Source organism: Sphingomonas sp. GW821-FHT02B09, assembly GCF_059421875.1.
The window spans coordinates 1-22,729 of sequence record NZ_JBWKVV010000016.1; the positions used below are offsets into that span (position 1 = coordinate 1).

Consider the following 22,729-nt stretch of genomic DNA (forward strand, 5'->3'; position numbering starts at 1 on the left):
AAGACGACCGTGCTCCTGGCATACGAACTCACCGCTGAAATGACTTGCGTCACCAACCGCTATTAGACGACGGTCTGGATGGTGGGACGGGAACAGAAATACATTCTCAAAACTCGCCCGGCGCACTCGCATCCGGCATCAGAGCGGAGCGATAATCGTCGTGGCGAGACCCGCGAAATAAAGGCCGGTCCCAAAAGAGAGGTGGGCGATCACGCTTCGGGTCCGAGCCACCGCCGGTTTCGGTGTTCTCGAAGCGGCAATGCCGGCACCCATGACAGGCTGAAGTACCAGGAATGGAGCGGCCACGGTCGCCAGTCCGATCAGCACGGCGACGCCCGGCGTTGGCGCGTTCAGCCAGTTCTCGCCGCCAACCACCGCCAGCAGGCCGGCGAATATGATCCCGATACCGTAATGGGCTGCCCACCCGATTGTCCTCTCGCCGGAGACGGGTGGGGACCGACCGATAGCATCATGGAAAACCTTGCCCCGTGGTAGCCCAGCGAGCCAGCGGCCGACCATCGCGTAGTCCAGCGAGGGTATTCCAAACAACCGCTTCTGCACCAAGGCCCAGAGGTCCATTACCACCGTCGCACCGACTCCGATCGCCGCCACGCGCAACACCGCTTCACCGTAATCCATCGCGCCCGCATCCTTGTTCCGGGGAAGAGGGCGTCGCATCTACCACTTCAAGTTCGCTTTAGGTCAAGGGTGCCAGTGATGGACATAGCGGAAGTCTCACGTCGCTCGGGCATGGCTGCGTCGACCCTTCGTTTCTACGAGGCTCGGGGACTTATTCAGTCGGTCGGTCGCAAGGGGCTGCGCCGGGTTTTCGATGCCAGCATACTGCCGCGACTGGCCCTGATCGCGCTGGGGCAACGCGCTGGCTTTTCGCTAGAAGAAATCGGCGGAATGTTGGGGCGCGCCGGTTCACCTCATATCGACCGCGAACAATTGCTCGCGAGGGCGGATGCCATTGATCAGACGATCCACCAAATGACTGCCCTACGCGACGGGTTACGTCATGCCGCAGTATGCACCGCGCCTAGCCACATGGAATGCCCTCGTTTCAAGCGCCTGCTACGCGCGGCGTCGAAGCGACGTTCGTCAGGTAGGGGCTACGGCACGAAAGTGTGAGCAGCGTACGCCAGGCGTGAACGATAAGCGAACACGAGGCCGCGTCATGCAGCGAGCAACGATGCGGGTGTGCGCAGCGGTCTGAGCTGGCCGACCGGAGGGCGGTCGTCGGTGTTCCATCGATAGTCGCCGGTGAGCGAGATATGCTCCCACCCGAGGGGTGCGATGTGGCGGGCGATTTCAGGCGGCACGGCCATGCCGGCGATGGCCTGTTCGAGATAGCGGGTGTTCCACAGGATGATAGCAGCAACGAGCAAGTTGAGGCCGGAGGCCCGGTAGGTCTGGTTTTCGAACCGGCGGTCACGCAGTTCGCCGAGCTGGTTGAAGGACAGGGCTCGCGCGAGCGCGTTGCGCGCCTCGCCCTTGTTGAGCCCGGCGTGGGCGCGTCGGCGCAGGTCGATGTCGCGCAACCAATCGAGCATGAAGATCGAGCGTTCGATCCGCCCGACCTCGCGCAATGCCAGCGCAAGGCCGTTCTGGCGTGGATAGGCGGACAACCGGCGCAGCATCGCGGACGCGGTGACGGTGCCGCTGCGGATCGAGGTGACGAGCCGGAGCAGTTCATCCCAATGGTCCGCGACGTGATTGAGCGCGACTGGATCGCCGGTCAGCCCGGCGAGCAACGCCCCGGCATCCTGCTCCGGCAGCAGATGCAGGCGTCGTTCCTTCAGATCCCGCAGCCGCGGCGCGAAGCGATAGCCGAAGAACGGCATGAGGCCGAATACATGGTCGGAGGCCCCGCCGGTATCGGTGTAATGTTCTTCGATCGACAGACCGGTGGCATGGTAGAGCAGCCCGTCGAGGACATAGGGTGCCTCGCCCGCCGTCGCCGCGATCACCCGGCTTGCGAACGGGTCATATTGGTCCGAGATGTGGGTAAAGAAGCTGACGCCGGGCTCGTTGCCGTTACGCGCGTTGATGTCACCGATTGCAGCACCGCGCCCGCCGGCGTGGAAGAGCTGGCCGTCGCTCGATGAGGTGGTGCCGTCGCCCCAAAGGGCACTTAGCGACAGGGCGCGATGCGCGTCGATCAACCGCGCCAGCGCCTCACCATAGGCGGTGTCGCTGACGTGCCAGTCATGCAGGTGCGCGAGTTGGCGCAGGGTGGCCGCCTGGCAGGTATCCGCCATGCGGGTCAGGCCGAGATTGATGCCGTCCGCCAGGATTACGGTGAGAAGCGCATTGCGATCATCGGCCGGTCGACCGGAGCGGCGATGAGTGAAGCATTCGGAAAAGCCGGTCCAGCCATCGACCTCCAGCAATAGATCGGTGATCTTCACGCGGGGCAGGCGATCGTAGACCATGCGCCGCACGTCCTCCGCATCGGACGGGGTTGCGGCCTTCAGCGGCGAGATTACGAGACCATCGGCATCGAGCCGCACCTGCGGCAGTTCGCCCTGCCGGGCGAGTGCCGTGACCTGTTCGATCGCGGTATCGAGGCGGGCGCGGCGACCGGCGATGAAGGTGTCGAAGTCGGTGTCGATCGCCAGCGGCAACGGTCCGCGCTCACGCAGCGCCGCGAAGGTGGCGGGTGGCAAGAGGTAACTGTCGAAGGCGCGATACTGGCGGCTTTCTTCCACCCATATGTCACCGGCGCGCAGCCGGTCGCGCAACTGGGTGAGAACGCATAGTTCATAGGCCGCGCGGACGACCTGCCCGTCGCGCAGCACGAAAGGCCGCCACGATGGCGGCACGAAGCGAAGCGGCGGATTGTCGGGCAAGCGTCGCCTGCCGGTCCGATAAACCTCACCGACGACCCGGACCGCATCGAGCAGCCCCTGCACAGGACCGGCACCCTGGAAGGTGAAGGCGTTGAGGAGTGGCCCAATCACCGGGCGTAGCGAACGATGCCGGTCGATCAGCTCGGCGGTACGGTCGGTCGTCTCCGGCGCGACCAGGATTTCCGCTTCCCCGACGGCCGCCCCCAGTTTCTCCCAATCGATCGCCATCGCGGCAAGCGAGTCCAGCCCTTGTGCCCGTGCATCGATCAGCAGGCGGCACGAGCCGGTGAGCAGGCGCAACTGTACCTGGAGCGCACGTATCGTACCCAGTGCCTTGTCGCGCGTCCGGTTCTCGGCGCGGCGCATCATCGGCGAGGTTCTCGCGAAGCCGCAGCGCGGCTGCCGCCAGAACGGCATGACGGCGCTGGTCGGGCAGTTCCGCCAGATGCTGCGACGTGATCCGCACCGCTTCGTCGGCGATGCGGTCGAAGGCTGCGGCCGGGATCGTCGCGGCCCGCGCCGGTGCCAGTCCGATCGCCCGGACATGATCCAGTCGTTCGAGCAGGCGCATGACGTTGCGCGGTGCCGGCGACAGCGGCGGGTTGCGCAGCCACGACAGCCACGTCGCACCCCGGTCGCCACGACGGGCGAGCAGCGCATCGAGGCGGGTACGTCCGCCATCCCCCAGCCCTTGGGTCAGCACATCGTGGACGAGTTCGTCGGCCTGGCGGCGCGCTCGTCGTATGATCGCTTCGATGACGGTGACGTGCGGCAGCAACAGGCGACGATGTCGCATTTCGTCGATGACGATCCCGGCCAGCTGCAATGGTTGGATGATGGTCTGCGCCACGGGCATGGCGAAGGTGGCCAGTGCGTGGAAGTCGGTCCGGCCGAACGCTCGATAGCCCATGCGCCGTGCCAGATCGGCAAGATGCGCGCGGCGGGTCGGCTCACGACGGCCATAGTCGTGCCAGGCCGCTTAAGGCACATCGAGCTGACGGGCGACGAACGACAGGACCGGGACGGGCGGCGTCTCTTCCGCGCCGAGTACCCGCCCGGGCCAGCGCATATAAAGGAGCGTCATGGCGTAACCGAGCTGCGATGCAGGGCCACGTCGGATCGAGACCCAATCGAGATCCTCGCGCGTCAGGGTGAAGTGCCGCGCGATCTCGCGCTCGTCGGTCGGGGGATCGAGCTGACGCGCCAGCGCCTCGCGGGTGAGCAGGCGTCGTCTCGCCATGAACCCTGAACCTCCATGAAGCTGTCCGTCAGACGATCCTCTATCGGACAGGGGCGATCACCATGGCGGATGATCGAGGGCCGGAGAAAGGCAGCGCCGAGGTCGCGAAGCGCATGGCCGTGTTGCGACCCCATCTGATCGATGGCGTGCCGCTAGCGAGGGTTGCGACCGATGCCGGCATCCCGATCCGCACCGCCCGGCGCTGGATCGCCCGCTACCGTGCCGATGGTCCTGCCGGGCTAGCGCGTCCCCGGCGACCGGAAGCAGGCAAGCGCACTTTTCCGAAGGAGCTGGTGGAGCTGATCGAAGGCATGGCGCTTCTCAAGCCGCCGCCATCGATCGCGACCATTCATCGGCGCATCACTAGCTTGGCCGGTGAGCGGGGATGGCGAGCACCATCCTACGGCAGCGTGCGCAGCATCGTGGGCAGGATCGATCCGGCGATGGCGACCCTAGCGCACGAGGGCGCAGCCGCCTTCCGCGACAAGTACGAGCTGGTGCATCGCCATCGGGCTGTCCGGCCGAACGCGACATGGCAGGCTGACCATACGCAGCTCGACATCCTGATCCTTGACGCCGGCGGCAAGGAGGCGCGGCCATGGCTGACGACCGTGGTGGACGACCACTCGCGGGCAGTTGCTGGTTACATGGTGATGCTGGGCGCGCCGTCCGCGCTCAACACGTCGCTCGCGCTGCGACAGGCGATCTGGCGCAAAGCCGATCCGGCATGGCCGGTGTGCGGCATTCCCGACGTGCTGCACGTCGATCACGGATCGGACTTCACCAGCATCCACCTTGAACAGGCGGCGGCTGACCTGCGCATCCGCATGATTTACTCGGGCATCGCCCGTCCGCAGGGGCACGGCAAGATCGAGCGGCTGTTCCGCACCATCAACACCGAGCTGCTGCCCGAGCTGCCGGGCAACCTCCGCAATGGTAAGCCAGCCTCGCCACCCCGCCTGTCGCTTGCCGAGCTGGACGCTGCGATCGGCGCCTACATCGTTTCGACCTACAATGCCCGTCCGCATCGCGCGATCGGCATGGCTCCTGTGGACGCATGGCGCGGCGACGGGTGGTTGCCTCGGATGCCGGAGACGCTGGCCGAGTTGGACGCACTGCTGGTCATGGTCGCCAAGCCCCGCACGGTGCATCGCGACGGCATTCGCTTCGAGGGGCTTCGCTACTTCGATCCGACCCTCGCAGCCTATGTCGGGGAGCCGGTGACGATCCGCTACGATCCCCGCGACATGGGTGAGGTCCGGGTCTTCCACCGCAACACCTTCCTGTGCCGGGCCGTGAGCGCCGACCATGCCGGCGACAGCATCACGCTAAAGGACATACAGGCGGCCCGCGTCGCGCACCGCCGTCGCTTGCGAAGCGAGATCGGCGAGCGCAAGGCCCGCGTCGCCGACTTCTTCCCGGCCCTTGTGCTTCGCCCCGCTCAGCTAGCGGCACCCCTCCCGCCACCAGGCCCCGAACCGATGGACAAGCCGAAAGGTCGCCGCTTGCGCACCTATAGCGAGGGTGATTGATGGGCACGGCGCGCGCCACCAGTTTCATCGCAACCCAGGAGCATCGCCGCTTCACAGAGTTCGCCGATGCCGTTCGCAAGCACCGCTATATCGGCCTGTGCCATGGACCCGCCGGAGTCGGAAAGACGCTCTCCGCTCGTCGCTACGCCCATTGGGACGTGGCCGCCGAAACCGTTGAGGAGTGGGGCAGGCGCAAGCCGGATGAGGCGAAGGTCAATGCCCACCTCGCCCGTTCCCGAGCCGTCTTCTTCACACCTACGGTCAGTTGCGGCCTACGCGAGCTGCGGCATGATGTGCCGGCGCTCATCGATCGCGCCGACATCTGCATCGACGATCACGTTCGCCCGTATGTGGATGGCAAGTGCAAGATCATCGACCACACGACCCGCTACGTCGAGCTGCTGATCGTGGACGAGGCAGAGCGGCTGACCACGACAGCGCTGGAATGGCTACGCGACCTGTTCGATCGGCGGGGGATCGGCCTCATCCTGATCGGCATGCCGGGGATCGACAAGCGGATGGCGCGCTACCCCCAGCTCTTAAGCCGAGTGGGCTTCGCTCACCACTACCGGCCCTTGCAGGACCAAGGAGCTGACGTTCGTGCTGACAAGGCGCTGGCGCGACCTCGGCCTCTCACTGGACGATGCCGACTTCACCGACGCCCAGGCGGTCGCCGCGATCGTGCGCATGACCGGAGGCAATTTCCGAATGCTGCACCGCCTGTTCGTTCAAATCGAGCGCATCCTGCGCCTCAACGAGCTGACCGTCATCACCGAAGATGTAGTCGAAGCGGCCCGCAGCACGCTCGTGATCGGTGTCACTTAGCGCTGAAAAAACCATGCTATTCACCGCTAACATCTACAACGTAGCAGTCTCGCGCATCTTCTCAAAACCCTTTCTCATTCAAGCCGGCACATGATAGGCGTCGCGAGTGAGTTTCGAGAAGGGTTCTATGCTGATCGGCTATGCCCGCGTGTCGACGTCGGATCAGGATTTGACGCCTCAGCTCGACGCCCTGGCGAAGGCTGGGTGCGAGCGCACCTTTTCCGATAAGGCCAGCGGCGCGAAGGCAACCCGGGCCGGATTGGCTGACGCGCTGTCGCACGTGCGCGCCGGCGACGTCCTGGTGGTGTGGAAGCTCGATCGGCTTGGCCGTACCATCAAGGGGCTGGTCGACCTCGCGGCCGACCTCGACGCTAAGGGCATCGGCTTCCGCTCTCTCACCGATGGCATCGACACCTCAGGCACAGCCGGCAAGTTCATGTTCCACATGCTTGCGGCGTTCGCAGAAATGGAGCGTGACCTAACTCGGGAACGCACCAATGCCGCGCTGCGGGTCGCGCGCGGCGAGGGGCGGGTGGGCGGCCGCAAGAAGGTGATGACGCCGGCGCGGCTCGAGGCGGCACGCAAGCTGTTCGCGTCGGGGATGGCGGCGAGCAGCGTTGCCCCGGCAATCGGCGTCTCGATCCCGACGCTCTATCGCCATCTTCCGGCGTCCGAGCAGGAGGCGTTGATCGCGGAAGGAACCAGGTCGGCCTAGCTATGGACCCGAAGTTCGCTGCGCTCGCTGATAGCCTTCACCCATCATTCCTCAAGCTGACGAGTTGCCCCCCGCACTCCGGAAGGGTCCGTCTGCCGCGCGATGTGCCCCGGTGCGGCGTCTATCTGTTCAGCGAGGGGGCCCGGGCGCGTCTGCATCGACGCCGGGCCGCCCGTTCATCGCCATCGAGCCACAGAAATATGGTGGAATGAGTGCTGGAACATCTGTACCGTGATCCCAAGGGTTGGAACCGCACCTTCCCGGAATGAGGGGGGTCGGGTGCCAGCAGGATCGTTGCCGCCGGCGGATATCGAGACATTTCGCGCGACCGTCGAGGCCCGCTACGCGGAACTGAGCGACCGTTTGCAGCGGGTGGCCAGGCACCTCCTGGACGAGCCGCACGACGTGGCGTTCGAGACGCTGGCGGTGATCGCCGCGCGGAGCAACGTACAGGCGTCGACGATCGTCCGGTTCGCGCAGGCGTTCGGCTTCCAGGGCGCCTCGCAGATGCAGCGGCTGCTGCGGGATGGTCTGCTGCGGGATACGCAATCGGTCGGCTATGCCGAGCGGGTGCGCCAGTTCCGCTATGCCGTTCCCGCCGAAAGCGACAGTCCGCGCCAGCTGCTCTCCGAATTCGTCGAGGGGAACATGCTGGCGCTGGAGAATCTGAGCCACGCGATCGCGCCGCAGCAGCTGGAAACGGCGGTCGAGATGATCGAGCGGGCGGAAACGGTATTCGTGATGGGCTTTCGCCGGTCGTTCCCCGTCGCCACCTACCTGGCGTATCTCTTGGCGCAGGCGGACAAGCGTATCGTCCTGGTGGACGGGATCGCGGGGATGCAGGGGCAGCAGATGCGGTCCATGAACGATGGCGATCTGGTGATCGCGATCAGCTTCACGCCGTACAGCGCCGAGACGACGCAGATCGTGGAAGCCGCGGCGGGCGCGGGCGGCGCCGTCATCGTGATCAGCGACAGCGTGATCAGCCCCGTCGCAAGGCAGGCGAGCCTGGTGTTCCACGTTCGCGAATCGGAAGTCCGCGGATTTCGTTCGCTCTCGGCGTCGATGTGCCTGGCGCAGAGCCTCGCGATCGGTTTCGCCCTTCGTGCCGCCCGCGCCCCGGACTCGTCCGAAGCGCCCGATCCGCTCAGCGACGCGTCCTGATGAGGAAGGCGCTCAGCCCGCCGGCCAGGGCGACGGCGCCACCGAATGCGAAGAGGATGGGGAAGCTGCCGTAGGAGATGATCCCGGCCGCGATCGCCGGCGCCAGGACGGTGGGGCCGGACCCTGCAACCCCGAGGATGCCGATGTCGCGGCCCGCGTCGTCCGGCGACGGCAGGACGATCGATGCGAGCTTGAGGTCGATCGCGAAGTAGATCCCGAAGGTCAGCCCCAGCCCGATCCCGAAGACGAGCATCGCCGTCCAGCTGTTCGACAGGGCCGGCAGCAGCATCACGACTCCGATCGCGATCGAGGTCACCGCGACCACGCGCGCGGTGCGACCGATGCGATCGGAGATGATCCCTGCGAGCGGCGTGATCACGAGCCAGGCGACGGTGGTGAGGCTCAGCACGATGCTGACTGCCGCGCTGGCACCCCCGGCGGGCAGCCGTGACACGCCGACATAGTCCTGGAGGACGTAGAACAGATATCCGGCGACGGTGAAATACGCCAGGAAGAGAAGGAAGCGGGACACGAACGTCAAGGTGAAGTCGCGGTCTGCGAATGCCGAGAAGAACGGCGTCCTTGCCCTGCCGAGCGCGGGGTCGCTGTCCTTCGCCAGATGCAGTGACGATGGCTCGCGCTCGATCGCGACCAGCGCGATCGTCGCGAGTACGAACGGCACCGCGAGCACGGCATAGCCGACGAACGTATTCGGCGACCAGGCGGCGATATTGATCCCGACGAAGATGCCGACCGGCACGCCGAGCCCGATCGCCGAGGAGGCGAAGCCGCGTTCGTCCTCGGAGATCCGGTCCGGCAGGATCGCCGTCAGCACCGTCTGATAGTAATTGCTGCTGAACCACAGGAGCGGCATCAGCACCAGCAGCTGGAGTATCGAGCCAGCCGCGCCCATGCAGAGCATGAGCACGACACTGATCGCGCACGAGATCACCAGCGACGGGGTCCGCCGGCCCCAGCGGCTGCGGGTGTGGTCCGATACCGCGCCGCCGGCGAGGAGCGCCGCCACGGTGGTGACGGCCGACACGGTGGTCAGGAGCGCCAGCGTCGAGATCTTGGTCTGCGGCGCAAGCTGCTGCACCAGCGCGGGCAGCAGGATGTTCTGGATGCCCTGGAAGGTGCTGATCAGGGACGCGTAGGCGACGAACAGCAGGATCGACAGGCGGCGGGTGCCGCGCTCCCGGTGCGACGGTGGTGACGTGGCTGCCATGGCTCCGGCATCTCCTCTCTTCGTCGTACCACCATGATCGATGATGGCTCGTGTCGGCATGCACGATCTGCCGCCGAGCAGTAGCCTTAATTCCAAGACTTGCAATAGCTGTTCTGCATGGCTACGAAATGGAACACAGTTTCCACAATCGACGCCGAGTCGGGGCAACCGGCCGGGAACAACGTCAGTCGAGGTCGAGGCACGGTGATGCGCCGCGACCCGCATCGGCAAGGGAGAGAGAAAATGAAGGCGATCTACCGGCTGGGCGCAAGCCTCACGATCCTTGCGATTGCCGTGACCGCGACGGCCGCCTCTGCCCAGGACCAGTCCACTGCGGCGGTGCCCGCAGCGACGGCGGCGCCGGCGACCGCTCAGCAGGCCGAGGATAGCCTGGGCGATATCATCGTCACGGCGCAGCGCGCCGAACAGTCCCTCCAGCGCGTCCCGGTCAGCGTCCAGCCGGTCACCGGGCGCGAACTGGAGGATCGCAAGCTCAGCGATCTCGTGCAGTTGCAGACCGCGGTCCCCAGCCTGGGCGTCGGTACGGACAATTCCTTCTCGCTCCGCGGCGTGGGCAGCCTCTCGTTCAGCCCAAACGTGGATTCCAGCGTCGGCGTGGCGATCGACGAGGTGTCGCTGGGCGTTCCGCTGTTCATGAACTATTTCGGGTTCGAGGACGTCGAGCGTGTCGAGGTCCTGCTCGGGCCGCAGGGATTGCTGTTCGGCCGGAACGCCTCCGCCGGCCTGCTCAACGTCGTCAGCCGCCGTCCCGACTCCGACGGCGTGTCGGGCCGGGTATATTCCGAGGTCGATTACCGCGACCCGTCTCCGGGCGGCAGCTGGGGTGAAATCGTGCGCGGCACGGTGAACGTGCCCTTGTCCGCGAATGCGGCGCTGCGGCTCAATGCATTCTATTCCGACCAAGACACGATCGCGACCGTCGTGCGGCAGGCCGCAGGCGCACGCTTCGGCGACTATCAGCGCCGGCTGGGCGTCCGCGGCAAGTTCCTGCTGGAGCCGACCGCCGGGCTGTCGATCTACCTGATGGGCGATTTCGCGCGCAATCGCGGCATCGGCGGCATCTACGATCGCACCGTGCGCTATCTTGCCCCGGGCAGCGTCACCGCGCTGGCGCTCCAGCAGGACAATGTCGTCGCGGGACCGAACAACCTGAAGCTGGGGTACAGCGCCCCGGCCGGTGGCGCGAACATCGATACCGGCGGGGTGTCCGCCAACGTCAGCTACACGGTCTCCGACGCGGTCACGATCAGCAACATCTTTGCCTGGCGCAGCTATGATGCGACCGCGCTCGGCGATCTGGACTTCACCAGTTCGGACGGCGTGGATCTCAACGTCCGGGCCGGCAAGTACAATCAGTTCTCCAACGAATTCCGGGTCGCGATCACGCCGAGCGCGGTTATCGACGGCCAGGCCGGCCTCTATTATTTCGGATCGCGCCTGCGCGAGGTCGATGCCGTCGGCGCCGCCGGCTACGGCCTGCTCGACGCGACGCTGGCGCCGATCCTCGGGCCATCCAACTCGAACACCAATCCCTACATCGGCACGGACATCCGGCAGCGGACCCGCAACAACAGCTATGCCGCGTTCGGTCAGTTCAACCTGCATCCGGTCGAGAACCTGACGGTGATCCTTGGCGGTCGTGTCACCCACGACAACAACCGCATCGCGCTCGTCCAGAACCAGAAATTCTACGCCATTCCGCTTGGCGCGCCGAACTACACGGCGAACGAGCGCGTGAAGAACACCGACTTCAGCTGGAAGGTCGGCGGGCAGTACGAGGTGGCGGATCTCGGCATGCTCTACGCCACCTATTCGAAGGGCTATAAGGGGCCGGCCTTCAACGACAGCGCAGCGACTCTGACGCAGAGGCTGGCCGTCGGGCCCGAGACCGTCCACGCGCTGGAGATCGGGGCCAAGACGACCTTCTTTGATCGCAAGCTGCGCCTGAACGTCTCCGCCTTCCGCCAGCTGTTCGACGACTTCCAGGTGCAGGGCTATGACGCCAACACCAGCTCCTATTTCACCTCCAACGCGGCACGCGTGAAATCGCAGGGGGTGGAGATATTCGCCGAAGCGCGCCCGGTTAGCGCGCTGACCCTCAGCCTCGCCGCGACGATCCTCGATTCGCAGTTCCGCACCTTCACCAACGATCGCTGCTATCCGGGGCAGGGGGATTGCTCTGCCGTCGGCACCAGCGATTCGTCGGGAAACCGCACGCCGAGCTCCGCCCGGTTCACCTCGACCGCGCAGGCGCGCTACGAGGTGCCGGTGTCGGATACGACGCGGCTTTCGGTGTCGGGCAGCTACTATCACCGCTCGTCGGTGAACTTCTCCAGCAACGGCAATCCGCAGACGCGTCTGGGGGCGATCGACACGCTGGACTTCTCGATCGGCGCGACCTTCGACGATCGCGTCCGGCTTGCGATCTTCTGCAAGAACTGCACCGACAAGCGCTTCCCGACGTTCATCGGGCTCGACAACATCGACGGCACGCTGCTCGGACTGAACTCGACCGTGCAGACCTGGGGCTACAACTCCACCCGCACGATCGGTGCCAGCGCCTCGCTTGATTTCTGAGCGCATGACCACAGTGACCGGCGACATGAGGGGGACACGGGCGATGATCACGCACCATCACGGCCAGCGCCTCGATCTCATCACGATGGGGCGCTCGAGCGTGGATCTGTACGGGGAACAGGTCGGCGGGCGGCTGGAGGACATGGCCTCCTTCGCCAAATATGTCGGTGGCAGTCCCACCAACACCGCGGTGGGGGCCGCGCGCCTCGGCCTCGCCACCGGCCTGCTGACGCGGGTCGGCGCGGACCATATGGGTCGTTTCATCCGCGAACAGCTGGTGCGCGAAGGCGTGGACGTGACCGGCGTCGTCACCGATCCCGAACGGCTGACCGCGCTGGTCCTCCTCGGCATCCGGGGTACGAACACCTTCCCGCTGGTTTTCTACCGGGAGGATTGCGCAGACATGGCACTGTGCGTCGACGACGTGGACCCGGCGTTCGTCAGGCGGGCGGACGCGCTGCTGATCAACGGCACGCATCTCTCCCGCCCGACGGTACGCGCGGCGAGCCTGAAGGCGGCCGAGCTGATGAGGGCGAACGGCGGCAAGGTGGTGTTCGACGTCGATTACCGCCCGGTCCTGTGGGGGCTCGCGGCGAAGGAGAATGGCGAGGATCGGTTCGTCGAGAGCGGGGCCGTCACCGCCGAGCTCCAGCGCGTGCTGCCGCTGTGCGACCTGATCGTCGGGACCGAGGAAGAGATCCACATCCTGGGCGGCAGTACCGATACGATCACGGCGTTGCGCCCGATCCGCGCGGTCACCGACGCGCTGCTGGTCTGCAAGCTGGGGCCGAAGGGATGCGTCGTGTTCCCCGCGGCGGTGCCCGACAGCCTCGACGACGGGATCCGCGGCCGGGGATTTCCGGTCGAGGTGTTAAACGTGCTCGGGGCCGGCGACGCCTTCATGGCCGGCTTCCTGCGCGGCTGGCTGCGCGGCGAGCCGATCGAACGGTGTTGCACGCTCGCCAATGCGTGCGGCGCGATCGTCGTGTCGCGCCACGGCTGCGCCCCGGCCGAGCCGACCTGGGAGGAACTGGAGCTGTTCCTCTCGCGCGACGACTGGCCACACCGGCTGCGCGAGAGCGAAGAGCTGGAGCAGCTGCACTGGGCGACCAGCCGTGCCCCCGGCCATCCGGAGCTGACGGTCCTCGCGATCGACCATCGCAGCCAGTTCGACGACCTCGTGGAGCAATTGGGCACCGGCAACATCCAGGACGTTCCCCGCTTCAAGAACCTGACGTTGCAGGCGATCGATCGCGTGGCGGCGGGGGAGCCCGGCTTTGGCCTGCTCGCCGACGGCCGCTACGGGATGCGCGCGCTGGAGGCGGCCGCGGACACCGCGCACTGGATCGGCCGTCCGATCGAGGTTCCGGGATCCTGCCCGATCGAATTCGAGGGATCGGCCGATGTCGGGGCGACGCTGCGAAGCTGGCCCGCCAACCACGTCGTCAAATGCCTCGTCTTCTACCATCCCGACGACGATGCGGCGCTTCGCGCGCGCCAGGATCGTCAGATCGTCCGCCTGTTCGACGCCTGCCGCCAGACGCGCCACGAGTTCCTGCTGGAGATCATCGCGTCGAAGCACGGCGACGTCGGGCCGCACACCATCGCGGGCGTCATCGACCATTTCTACGATCTGGGCGTCTATCCCGACTGGTGGAAGCTGGAGCCGGCGGCCGATGCGGGCACCTGGGCCAATATCGAGCGGGCGATCCGCGCACGCGATGCGCATTGTCGCGGCATCGTGCTGCTCGGGCTGGCGGCGCCGAATGCCGAGCTACTGGCCAGCTTCGCGGCGACCACGGACAGCCCGCTGGTGAAGGGCTTCGCGGTCGGTCGAACGATCTGGCGGGAGCCGGCGGCGCGCTGGCTGTCGCGACAGATCGACGATGCGGAGGCGATCGACATGCTGGCGCGGAATTTCCAGCAGCTGGTCGACGGCTGGCGCTCGGCGCGTCTCGGGCGGACCGCGGCGTGAGCATCGTGCGGCTGACGATGGCGCAGGCGCTGGTGCGGTGGATGGCGGCGCAGCACGTCGCGGTGGACGGCGTCGTCCAGCCCTATTTCGCCGGCGTCTGGGCGATCTTCGGCCACGGCAACGTCGCCGGCATGGGCGAGGCGCTCGCCGATGCCGAGGATCTGCTGCCCACCTATCGCGCGCATAACGAGCAGGGCATGGCGCATGCCGCGATCGCCTTCGCCAAGGCATGCCGGCGGCAGCGGGCGATGGCCTGCACCACGTCGATCGGCCCCGGCGCCACCAACATGGTGACCGCGGCGGCGCTGGCGCACGTCAATCGCCTGCCGGTCCTGTTCCTGCCGGGCGACGTTTATGCCAGCCGCCGGCCCGATCCGGTGCTCCAGCAGATCGAGGATTTCGGCGACGCCACGCTGACCGCCAACGATTGCTTCCGCCCGGTGAGCCGATATTTCGACCGCCTGACGCGGCCTGAGCAGCTGATCGACGCCGGTCCGCGCGCGATGGAGGTGTTGACCGACCCCGCGCGCTGCGGTCCGGTGACGCTGGCGCTGTGCCAGGACGTGCAGGCGGAAGCCTATGATTATCCCGTCCGCTTCTTCGCGCCGAAAACGTGGCGCCAGCGGCGCAGCCCGGCGGATGCGACCGAGCTCGCCGAGCTGGTCGAGGCGATCCGCCGTGCCGAGCGTCCGCTCATCGTGGCGGGTGGCGGCGTGCTCTATTCGCGCGCCGAGCAGGCGCTGTCGGATTTCGCCGCGGCGACCGGCATTCCCGTTGCGGAGACGCAGGCCGGCAAGGGCGCGCTTCGCTGGGATCACCCCCAGGCGCTTGGATCGATCGGCGTTACCGGCACCAGCGCGGCGAACCGTGCCGCCGCAGAGGCCGATCTGGTGATCGCGATCGGCACGCGGCTGCAGGATTTTACGACCGGCTCGCGGACGCTGTTCCGGGGCAGGCTGTTCCAGGTCAACGTGACGGCGGCCGACGCGGACAAGCACGGCGCGGCGGCGGTCGTCGGCGACGCGCTGAACGTCATCGACGCGCTTGCGGCGGCGCTGCCCGATAGGCGGGGGCCGCCCGCCTGGCGCGAGGCGAATGCCGCCGCCGTCCTGCGCTGGAACGCGGCGTTCGACCAGGCGACGGCGCCGGTGGCGGGGGCGCTGCCATCGGACGCGCAGGTGGTCGGTGCGGTCTGGCGCCAGACCGGCGACGATGCGGTCGTGGTTTGCGCCGCCGGCGGGCTGCCGGGTGAACTGCACAAGCTCTGGCGTACCCGCCGGGCCGGTGGCTACCATGTCGAATACGGCTTTTCCTGCATGGGCTACGAATTGGCCGGGGGCGTGGGCGTGAAGATGGCGCTGCCCGATCGCGACGTGATCGTGATGGTCGGCGACGGCAGCTACCTGATGCTCAATTCCGAACTGGCGACATCCGTCATGCTCGGGGTGAAGATCACCGTGGTGCTGCTCGACAACCGGGGATACGGGTGCATCAACCGGCTGCAGCAGGCGACGGGCGGGCGACCGTTCAACAACCTGCTCGCCGATTCCCGGCATCAGGCGCTGCCCGACATCGATTTCGCCATGCACGCCCGCAGCCTGGGCGCGCGGGCCGAGAAGGTCGGCGGCATCGCCGAACTGAAAGCCGCGCTCGATCGGGCGGCGCAAAGCGCGACCAGCTACGTGATCGTGATCGAAACCGATCCCGCGGCCACGACCGAAGAGGGCGGGCATTGGTGGGACGTCGCCGTCCCCCAGGTCTCCACCCGAACCGAGGTGATGAGCGCACTTGCGGCCTATGACCGGCATGTAGATGGAGAAACCGAATGAGCATCCGCTGGGGTGTGAGCCCGATTGCTTGGGCGAACGACGACATGCCCGAACTGGGCGGCGACACGACCCTCGACCAGTTGCTGACCGACGTTCGCGACATCGGGTTCGACGGCGTGGAACTGGGCAACAAGTTTCCGCGCGACCCGGTGCTGCTGCGGCCGATCATGGCGCGCTATGGCCTTGCGATCGTGGGCGGGTGGTACAGTTCCCAGCTTCTCGTGCGGGACGCGGATGCCGAGATCCGCGCGATGCAGCCCCACCTGAACCTGCTCGAGCAGATGGGCTCGGACGTGTTCGTCATCGCCGAGACGTCCAACGCCGTTCACGGCGATCGCGGCAGCCGGCTCGACCGCCATCCCGAGCTCGATGATGACGAATGGGCTCAATTCGGCGAACGATTGAACAAGGTCGCCAAATACCTGTCCGATCAAGGCCTGCGCGTCGCGTATCATTATCATCTCGGCACAGTCGTGGAAACGGAAAGCGAGCTGAAACGCTTCCTCGCAGTCACGTCCGAGACCGTCGGACTGGTGGTCGACACTGGCCACGCTGCCCTCGGCGGGGTCGATGCGGTCGCGCTCGTCCGAGAGCAACCTGGGCGAGTCGCCCATGTCCATTGCAAGGATGTCCGGCGAAGCCGCCACGCCGATTTCCGCGATCGGGGTCTCAGCTTCCTCGATGGTGTCGTCGGCGGGATGTTCACGGCGCCGGGCGACGGCGACTATGATTTCGCCCCGTTCCTCCGGGCGCTGGCAGGCATCGGCTATGCCGACTGGATCGTCATCGAGGCGGAACAGGACCCGGCCGTGGCGAATCCGCGCGAGTACCAGCAACTCGGGCTCGACACGCTGAAGCGGCTGGCGCGCGATGCAGGGCTGGTGGCATGAGCCTCCTCGTCCATCCGCAGACGCCCGACGACCAAGGGGTGGTGCTCGACGTCACGCCGGCCAGCGCCGGCTGGACCTATGTGGGCTTCCGCGTGCTGAAGCTCACGCCGGGGCAGCACTACGTGGGCATCGAGGACGGTCGCGAGGCCTGTCTGGTGATCCTGTCGGGCACGGTGATCGTCGTGGCGGGCGGGAGTGCCTTCGCGGAGCTGGGCGGCAGGAAGAGCGTCTTCGACGGCCCGCCGACCTCCGTGTATGTCCCCGCCGGGCTTGGCTATAGCGTGACCGCGCGTGGCGACGCCGAAGTGGCGATCTGCACCGCCCCCGGCAGCGGCAAGGGCGTGCCGCACGTCATCGAACCGGCGCAGGTCGGCCAGGAAACGCGCGGCCAGGGCACCAACGTCCGCTACGTGCGCAACATCCTGGACGACAGGGCGGATGCCGAGAGCCTGCTGGTCGTGGAGGTGATCACCCCCGGCGGGCATTGGTCGAGCTATCCGCCGCACAAGCACGATCGCGATGCGCTGCCGCAGGAATCCGCGCTCGAGGAAACCTATTATCATCGGCTGTCGCCGCCGCAGGGCTTCGCCTTCCAGCGCGTCTATACCGATGACCGGTCGCTCGACGAGACGATGGCGGTGGAGGACGGCGACGTGGTGATGGTGCCGCGCGGCTATCATCCGGTCGGCGCGCCGCACGGCTACGACCTCTATTATCTGAACGTCATGGCGGGGCCGCAGCGCAACTGGGTGTTCGCGAACGATCCCGCGCACGACTGGATCGTCCACAAGGAGCAGACCATTGCGGCAAATTGACCATTTCATCGCCGGCGCGTCATCGGCACCGGCGCCGGCGACGCGGCAGGGCGACGTGTACGATCCCAACACCGGCCGGGTCCAGGCGAAGGTCGCCCTCGGCACGTCGGCCGACCTGGAGCGGGCGGTGGCCGCCGCGCAGTCCGCCCAGCCGGGCTGGGCAGCGACGAACCCGCAGCGCCGCGCGCGCGTGATGTTCGCCTTCAAGGCGCTGGTCGAAGCCAATATGGACGAACTCGCCCACCTGCTCTCCTCGGAGCACGGCAAGGTGATCGCCGATTCCCGGGGTGATATCCAGCGCGGGCTCGACGTTGTCGAATTCGCCTGCGGCGTTCCGCATCTGATGAAGGGCGACTATTCCGAGGGCGCCGGCCCCGGCATCGACGTTTATTCGATGCGGCAGCCGATCGGCATCGGTGCCGGCATCACGCCGTTCAATTTCCCCGCGATGATCCCGTTGTGGATGGGCGCGGTCGCGATCGCCTGCGGCAACGCCTTTCTGCTGAAGCCATCGGAACGCGACCCGAGCGTGCCGGTCCGGCTGGCCGAACTGATGCGCGAGGCCGGCGCCCCCGACGGCATCTTCCAGGTGATCCATGGCGACAAGGAAATGGTCGACGCAATCCTCGATCATCCCGCGATCGCCGCGGTCAGCTTCGTCGGATCGTCCGACATCGCCCATTATGTGTACGCGCGCGGTGTCGCCGCCGGGAAGCGCGTCCAGGCGATGGGTGGCGCCAAGAACCACGGTATCGTCATGCCCGATGCCGACCTCGATCAGACCGTCGCCGACCTTTGCGGCGCTGCATTCGGATCGGCCGGCGAGCGGTGCATGGCGTTGCCGATCGTCGTGCCCGTCGGCGAGGCGACCGCCGAGCGGCTGCGCGAGAAGCTGGTGCCCGCGATCGCTGCGCTGCGGGTCGGCGTTTCAACCGACAAGGATGCGCATTACGGCCCCGTGGTGAACGCCGCGCACAAGCAGCGCATCGAACGCTGGATCCAGACGGGAGTCGACGAGGGCGCCGAGCTGGTCGTCGACGGCCGCGGCTTCGGGCTGCAGGGCCATGATGAGGGCTTCTTCGTCGGCCCGTCGCTCTTCGACCACGTGACGCCCGCGATGAGCGCCTATCGCGAAGAGATCTTCGGGCCCGTGCTGCAGATCGTGCGTGCGCCCGATTTCGAGACCGCGGTGCGCCTGCCGAGCGAGCATCAATATGGCAACGGCGTCGCGATCTTCACGCGCAATGGCCATGCCGCACGCGAGTTCGCCGCGCGCGTCAACGTCGGGATGGTCGGCATCAACGTGCCGATCCCGGTGCCGGTGGCCTATCACAGCTTCGGTGGCTGGAAGCGGTCGGGGTTCGGGGATCACAACCAGCACGGCACCGAGGGCCTGCGCTTCTGGACCAAGGTCAAGACGGTGACGCAGCGCTGGCCCGGCGGTCGCGGCGAGGCGCCGGGCGGCTCGGAGGACGGCGGCCCCGCGCGGATAAGCGACGCCTTCGTCATCCCGACGATGGCGTGACCGAGATGCGGACAACGGGGCGTACGCGATGACCGGCCTGACACATGTCGCGGAGCAGCGCTTCGCCCTCTGCCAGGTCGCGAATATCGCCGCGCACGGCGTCGAGGACGACATCCTCGACGCCGTGCTGGAAGGCGTGTCGCAATTCGCGTCCGGCGAATGGGCGCCGCTCAACCGGGTCGGAGACGTCGTTGGCGCCAAGTGGGCCTCGGCGGGCGTCCATATGCCGCAGGGCTTTGCCGCGGCCTATTCGGCCTATGTGGAGGCCGGCTGGGGCACGATCGGCGCGCCCGGGCAATGGGGCGGGCAGGGCCTGCCGTTCGCGTTGCAGACGGCGGTGATCGAGACGCTCGGTACCGCGAACATGGGGCTCGCGCTCTGCCCGATCCTGACCGCTGGCGCGATCGATGCACTGCGCCATCACGGCAGCACCGAACAGCAGGAGCGCTACCTTCACCGCCTTGTCAGCGGCGAATGGACCGGAACCATGAACCTTACCGAGCCGCAGGCCGGATCGGACGTGGGGGCGCTGCGCGCACGGGCCGAGCAGCGGGACGACGGCACTTGGCTGGTCTCCGGGCAGAAGATCTTCATCTCCTTCGGCGACCACGACATGGCGCCGAACATCGTTCATCTGGTGCTGGCGCGAACGCCCGGCGCCCCGGCGGGCACCAAGGGGATATCGCTGTTCCTGGTCCCCAAGTTCCGGCTCGACGCCGATGGAGCAGTGGGGGAACCAAACGACGTCCGGGTGGTCTCGATCGAGCACAAGCTGGGGCTGCATGCCTCGCCGACATGCGTGCTGGCGTTCGGGGACCATCAGCAGTGCGTGGGCGAGCTCGTCGGCGCCGAAGGCGACGGGATGCGCGCCATGTTCACGATGATGAACAGCGCGCGGCTGAACGTCGGCCTGCAAGGCGTCCAGGTGTCCGAAGCGGCGACCCGCCGGGCGGTGTCCTATGCCCTCGATCGCGTGCAATCGGCGCGCGCCGGCAGCAGCAGCCGCGACGCGGTCGCGATCGCCGAGCACCCCGACGTCCGGCGCATGCTCCTGCGCATGAAGGCACAGACGGCAGCGGCGCGGGCACTGGTCTATTATGCGGCAGGAATGGTCGATCGGGCCGCCGGCGGCGACCAGGCCGCCAAGGCGCGGCTGGACCTGCTTACGCCGCTGGCCAAGGCGCATGCCACGGACATCGGCTGCGAGGTGGCATCGCTGTGCGTGCAGGTGCACGGCGGGATGGGATGTGTGGAGGAAACGGGCGCCGCGCAGTTCCTCCGCGATGCGCGCATCACGCCGATCTACGAAGGCACCAACGGGATCCAGGCGGCAGACCTGGTGATGCGGAAATTGCCGCTAGCCGGCGGCGAGGTTCTCGGGGACCTCCTTGCCGAGATGGCGCGCGACGCGGAGGCGAGGGCACTCCGCGACCTGGTCTCCACCTGCACGACGGTGGCGCGGCACATGCTGGCAGCGGGGCCGGACGATCGGCTCGCGGGCAGCTATCCGTTCCTCACGATGCTGTCGGTCGCGGTTTGCGGCTGGCTGCTGGAGAAGCAGGCGCGGGCGACGGGCGACGACCGCTTCGGAAAAGTCATGCGCACCGTGGTCGACTTCTACCTCGGATGGATCCTGCCCGAAGCTGCCGGCCTGTCGGCGGCCGCAACCGCACCCGGCGGCGCGCTGTACCAGGTGGAGGCATGGGAACTTGCGGCATGATGCACCCGCGCGCGATCACGCGCCCGGCACCGCGCGGGATTACGCGCCCGGCGCCGCGCGGCAAGGCCAGCAATCGTCATCGCCGCCACATCCGCGCGCGGCCTGACCAAGGGATCGCGAGCAAACCATGACCGTCACGCCAGCCCTGTCGGGCCGTTCCTACCCGTTGCTGCTCAAGCAGTTGCTGCACACCGCGCTGCGCTCCTCCCCCGACCAGGAGATCATCTACCGCGACATCGTGCGCTATGATTATCGCACGCTGTCGGCACGCATCTCGCGGCTTGCCGACGGGTTGACGCAGCTTGGCGTGCGGCCGGGCGAGACGGTGGGAATCCTCGACTGGGACAGCCACCGATATCTGGAAAGCTATTTCGCCATCCCGGGCATCGCCGCGGTGCTGCATATGGTCAACATCCGGCTCTCGCCGGAGCAGATGCTGTACACGATTGAGCATGCCCGGGACGACGTGCTGCTCGTCCATGTCGATTTCCTTCCGCTGCTCCAGTCGATCTGGGATCGCATCAGCCGTGTCCGGCTGGTGATCGTACTGAGCGACGACGGGATCGTCCCGGCCACCGGCATTCCGATCGAGTGCGATTACGAGGCCTTGCTGGAGAAGGGGTCCCCCAACCATCCGTTCCCGGATTTCGATGAGGATAGCTGCGCCACCAGATTCTACACGACGGGAACGACCGGGCTGCCCAAGGGCGTCTCGTTCAGCCATCGCCAGCTGGTCCTGCACACGCTGGCCGTGACCGCGGCGCTGGGGACCGCGCCGGCGCACGGGCGGCTGGACCGCACCGACATCTACATGCCGATCACGCCGATGTTCCATGTCCACGCCTGGGGCCTGCCGTTCGTCGCGACGATGCTCGGCATCAAGCAGGTGTATCCCGGGCGCTACGCGCCGGAGACGCTGCTCGGCCTAGTGGAGAAGGAACGCGTCACCTTCTCGCATTGCGTACCCACGCTGCTGCACATGATGGTGTCCAGCCCGCTGGCGGACGGCATCGACCTGTCGGGGTGGAAGGTGATCGTCGGCGGCGCCGCTCTGCCCAAGGCTCTGGCTCAGGCAGCGCTCGCGCGCGGCATCGATGTCTTCGCGGGCTACGGCATGTCGGAAACCTGCCCTATCCTGACCATCGCGCAGCTCACGCAGGCGATGATCGCGGCGGACAGCGAGGAGCAGATCCGCTTTCGCACCCGCACCGGCTCTCCGATCCCGCTGGTGGACGTGCAGGTGGTCGACGGCGACATGGTCGCGCAGCCGCAGGACGGCGCCTCGGTCGGTGAGATCGTGGTGCGGGCGCCGTGGCTGACCGACGGCTATTTCGGCGATCCGCGCAGTTCGGCGATGCTGTGGGACGGGGGCTGGCTGCACACCGGCGACATCGGCCATGTCGATCCCGACGGCAGCCTCCAGATCACCGACCGGATCAAGGACGTGATCAAGACCGGCGGGGAATGGATATCCTCGCTGGAGATCGAGGATATCGTCGCGCAGCATTCCGCGGTCGACGAGGTCGCCGTGATCGCCGAGCCCGACGAGAAATGGGGCGAGCGGCCGGTGGCGATCGTCGTCCTCCGGCCGGATCATCCCGCGCTGTCGGCCGACGCGCTGCGCGCCCATGTCGAGGCATATGCCGCGCAGGGCCTGATCTCGAAATGGGCCGTGCCGGCGCGGTTCATCTTCGCCGACGCGATCGAGAAGACGAGCGTGAGCAAGATCGACAAGAAGCTGCTGCGGTCGAAATACGGCGCCGCACGATGATCGTGCGGGCCGCGCACCCTGGCGGCGAACCAACAGACGCAAGGAGA

The 22,729-nt window shown here is 67.0% G+C and carries 16 protein-coding genes and 2 pseudogenes; 14 read left to right on the forward strand and 4 right to left on the reverse strand.

What is annotated here, in order from left to right; all coding sequences use genetic code 11:
* Positions 1 to 138 precede the first annotated feature (138 nt).
* Positions 139 to 639: a DUF2938 domain-containing protein gene (locus AC07U4_RS24085; RefSeq protein ID WP_495197472.1), complete on the reverse strand. Its 501-nt coding sequence runs from the start codon at positions 637 to 639 to the stop codon at positions 139 to 141.
* A 78-nt stretch (positions 640 to 717) separates the two neighbouring features.
* On the opposite strand from AC07U4_RS24085, the gene AC07U4_RS24090 reads away from it, so the two are divergent.
* Entirely contained in the window at positions 718 to 1,134 is a 417-nt protein-coding gene (locus AC07U4_RS24090; protein WP_495197473.1) for a helix-turn-helix domain-containing protein, read from the forward strand.
* Between the two features lie 44 nt (positions 1,135 to 1,178).
* Here AC07U4_RS24090 and AC07U4_RS24095 read toward each other — a convergent pair whose 3' ends face one another.
* Together AC07U4_RS24095 and AC07U4_RS24100 are read right to left on the reverse strand one after the other, a co-directional pair.
* The gene (locus AC07U4_RS24095; protein WP_495197474.1) at positions 1,179 to 3,536 is read right to left on the reverse strand and encodes a Tn3 family transposase; all 2,358 of its coding nucleotides are present in this window, start codon (positions 3,534 to 3,536) and stop codon (positions 1,179 to 1,181) included.
* Positions 3,537 to 3,648: 112 nt separating this feature from the next.
* A pseudogene (locus tag AC07U4_RS24100) lies at positions 3,649 to 4,095 on the reverse strand (DUF4158 domain-containing protein); the annotation flags it as partial.
* 62 nt (positions 4,096 to 4,157) lie between these two features.
* Between AC07U4_RS24100 and AC07U4_RS24105 the strand changes: the two are divergent.
* The 5 genes and pseudogenes from AC07U4_RS24105 to AC07U4_RS24125 all read left to right on the forward strand — a co-directional run bounded on the left by AC07U4_RS24105 (position 4,158) and on the right by AC07U4_RS24125 (position 8,331).
* Positions 4,158 to 5,627 carry a transposase gene (locus tag AC07U4_RS24105; RefSeq protein WP_495197475.1) on the forward strand — a complete coding sequence of 490 codons (1,470 nt, stop codon included), beginning with the start codon at positions 4,158 to 4,160 and terminating at the stop codon, positions 5,625 to 5,627.
* Positions 5,627 to 6,088 (forward strand): annotated as a pseudogene (locus tag AC07U4_RS24110) (AAA family ATPase); the annotation flags it as partial. The gene AC07U4_RS24105 and the pseudogene AC07U4_RS24110, both read left to right, overlap by 1 nt.
* Before the next feature lie 139 nt (positions 6,089 to 6,227).
* Positions 6,228 to 6,452, forward strand: coding sequence for a hypothetical protein (locus AC07U4_RS24115; RefSeq protein ID WP_495197500.1), 225 nt, complete (start codon positions 6,228 to 6,230; stop codon positions 6,450 to 6,452).
* 127 nt (positions 6,453 to 6,579) lie between these two features.
* Positions 6,580 to 7,167: a recombinase family protein gene (locus AC07U4_RS24120; RefSeq protein WP_495197476.1), complete on the forward strand. Its 588-nt coding sequence runs from the start codon at positions 6,580 to 6,582 to the stop codon at positions 7,165 to 7,167.
* Positions 7,168 to 7,461: 294 nt separating this feature from the next.
* Positions 7,462 to 8,331 (forward strand): MurR/RpiR family transcriptional regulator, encoded by an 870-nt coding sequence (locus tag AC07U4_RS24125; protein WP_495197477.1) that lies wholly within the window; start codon positions 7,462 to 7,464, stop codon positions 8,329 to 8,331.
* Here AC07U4_RS24125 and AC07U4_RS24130 read toward each other — a convergent pair.
* On the reverse strand, positions 8,315 to 9,559 hold the full coding sequence (locus tag AC07U4_RS24130) for an MFS transporter (protein ID WP_495197478.1): 1,245 nt from the start codon (positions 9,557 to 9,559) through the stop codon (positions 8,315 to 8,317). The genes AC07U4_RS24125 and AC07U4_RS24130 overlap by 17 nt on opposite strands.
* A gap of 243 nt (positions 9,560 to 9,802) precedes the next feature.
* On the opposite strand from AC07U4_RS24130, the gene AC07U4_RS24135 reads away from it, so the two are divergent.
* From AC07U4_RS24135 to AC07U4_RS24170, 8 genes are all read left to right on the forward strand, one after another.
* A complete protein-coding gene (locus AC07U4_RS24135; RefSeq protein ID WP_495197479.1) occupies positions 9,803 to 12,157 on the forward strand; it encodes a TonB-dependent receptor in 2,355 nt (784 codons plus the stop codon).
* Between the two features lie 43 nt (positions 12,158 to 12,200).
* Positions 12,201 to 14,132 (forward strand): bifunctional 5-dehydro-2-deoxygluconokinase/5-dehydro-2-deoxyphosphogluconate aldolase, encoded by a 1,932-nt coding sequence (locus AC07U4_RS24140; protein WP_495197480.1) that lies wholly within the window; start codon positions 12,201 to 12,203, stop codon positions 14,130 to 14,132.
* A complete protein-coding gene (iolD, locus tag AC07U4_RS24145) occupies positions 14,129 to 15,961 on the forward strand; it encodes a 3D-(3,5/4)-trihydroxycyclohexane-1,2-dione acylhydrolase (decyclizing) (protein ID WP_495197481.1) in 1,833 nt (610 codons plus the stop codon). Before AC07U4_RS24140 ends, iolD begins: the two co-directional genes overlap by 4 nt.
* Complete coding sequence (gene iolE / locus AC07U4_RS24150) at positions 15,958 to 16,851, forward strand: myo-inosose-2 dehydratase (RefSeq protein ID WP_495197482.1); 894 nt, start codon at positions 15,958 to 15,960, stop codon at positions 16,849 to 16,851. The genes iolD and iolE overlap by 4 nt, the downstream gene beginning before the upstream one ends.
* Positions 16,848 to 17,666 (forward strand): 5-deoxy-glucuronate isomerase, encoded by an 819-nt coding sequence (gene iolB / locus AC07U4_RS24155; protein ID WP_495197483.1) that lies wholly within the window; start codon positions 16,848 to 16,850, stop codon positions 17,664 to 17,666. Before iolE ends, iolB begins: the two co-directional genes overlap by 4 nt.
* Positions 17,653 to 19,191 carry a CoA-acylating methylmalonate-semialdehyde dehydrogenase gene (locus AC07U4_RS24160; protein ID WP_495197484.1) on the forward strand — a complete coding sequence of 513 codons (1,539 nt, stop codon included), beginning with the start codon at positions 17,653 to 17,655 and terminating at the stop codon, positions 19,189 to 19,191. The genes iolB and AC07U4_RS24160 overlap by 14 nt, the downstream gene beginning before the upstream one ends.
* Before the next feature lie 28 nt (positions 19,192 to 19,219).
* Complete coding sequence (locus tag AC07U4_RS24165) at positions 19,220 to 20,911, forward strand: acyl-CoA dehydrogenase family protein (RefSeq protein ID WP_495197485.1); 1,692 nt, start codon at positions 19,220 to 19,222, stop codon at positions 20,909 to 20,911.
* 127 nt (positions 20,912 to 21,038) lie between these two features.
* Entirely contained in the window at positions 21,039 to 22,682 is a 1,644-nt protein-coding gene (locus tag AC07U4_RS24170; RefSeq protein WP_495197486.1) for a fatty acid--CoA ligase, read from the forward strand.
* Positions 22,683 to 22,729: the final 47 nt, after the last annotated feature.

What these genes read in the sequence shown, in the direction of transcription:
- AC07U4_RS24105 (WP_495197475.1), top strand. Translation starts at nt 4,158, where the DNA reads ATGGCGGATGATCGAGGGCCGGAGAAAGGCAGCGCCGAGGTCGCGAAG.
- AC07U4_RS24095 (WP_495197474.1), bottom strand. Translation starts at nt 3,536, where the DNA reads ATGGCGGACGTACCCGCCTCGATGCGCTGCTCGCCCGTCGTGGCGACC.
- AC07U4_RS24120 (WP_495197476.1), top strand. Translation starts at nt 6,580, where the DNA reads ATGCTGATCGGCTATGCCCGCGTGTCGACGTCGGATCAGGATTTGACG.
- AC07U4_RS24090 (WP_495197473.1), top strand. Translation starts at nt 718, where the DNA reads ATGGACATAGCGGAAGTCTCACGTCGCTCGGGCATGGCTGCGTCGACC.
- AC07U4_RS24140 (WP_495197480.1), top strand. Translation starts at nt 12,201, where the DNA reads ATGATCACGCACCATCACGGCCAGCGCCTCGATCTCATCACGATGGGG.
- iolE (WP_495197482.1), top strand. Translation starts at nt 15,958, where the DNA reads ATGAGCATCCGCTGGGGTGTGAGCCCGATTGCTTGGGCGAACGACGAC.
- AC07U4_RS24130 (WP_495197478.1), bottom strand. Translation starts at nt 9,559, where the DNA reads ATGGCAGCCACGTCACCACCGTCGCACCGGGAGCGCGGCACCCGCCGC.
- iolB (WP_495197483.1), top strand. Translation starts at nt 16,848, where the DNA reads ATGAGCCTCCTCGTCCATCCGCAGACGCCCGACGACCAAGGGGTGGTG.
- AC07U4_RS24085 (WP_495197472.1), bottom strand. Translation starts at nt 639, where the DNA reads ATGGATTACGGTGAAGCGGTGTTGCGCGTGGCGGCGATCGGAGTCGGT.
- AC07U4_RS24170 (WP_495197486.1), top strand. Translation starts at nt 21,039, where the DNA reads ATGACCGTCACGCCAGCCCTGTCGGGCCGTTCCTACCCGTTGCTGCTC.
- AC07U4_RS24135 (WP_495197479.1), top strand. Translation starts at nt 9,803, where the DNA reads ATGAAGGCGATCTACCGGCTGGGCGCAAGCCTCACGATCCTTGCGATT.
- AC07U4_RS24165 (WP_495197485.1), top strand. Translation starts at nt 19,220, where the DNA reads ATGACCGGCCTGACACATGTCGCGGAGCAGCGCTTCGCCCTCTGCCAG.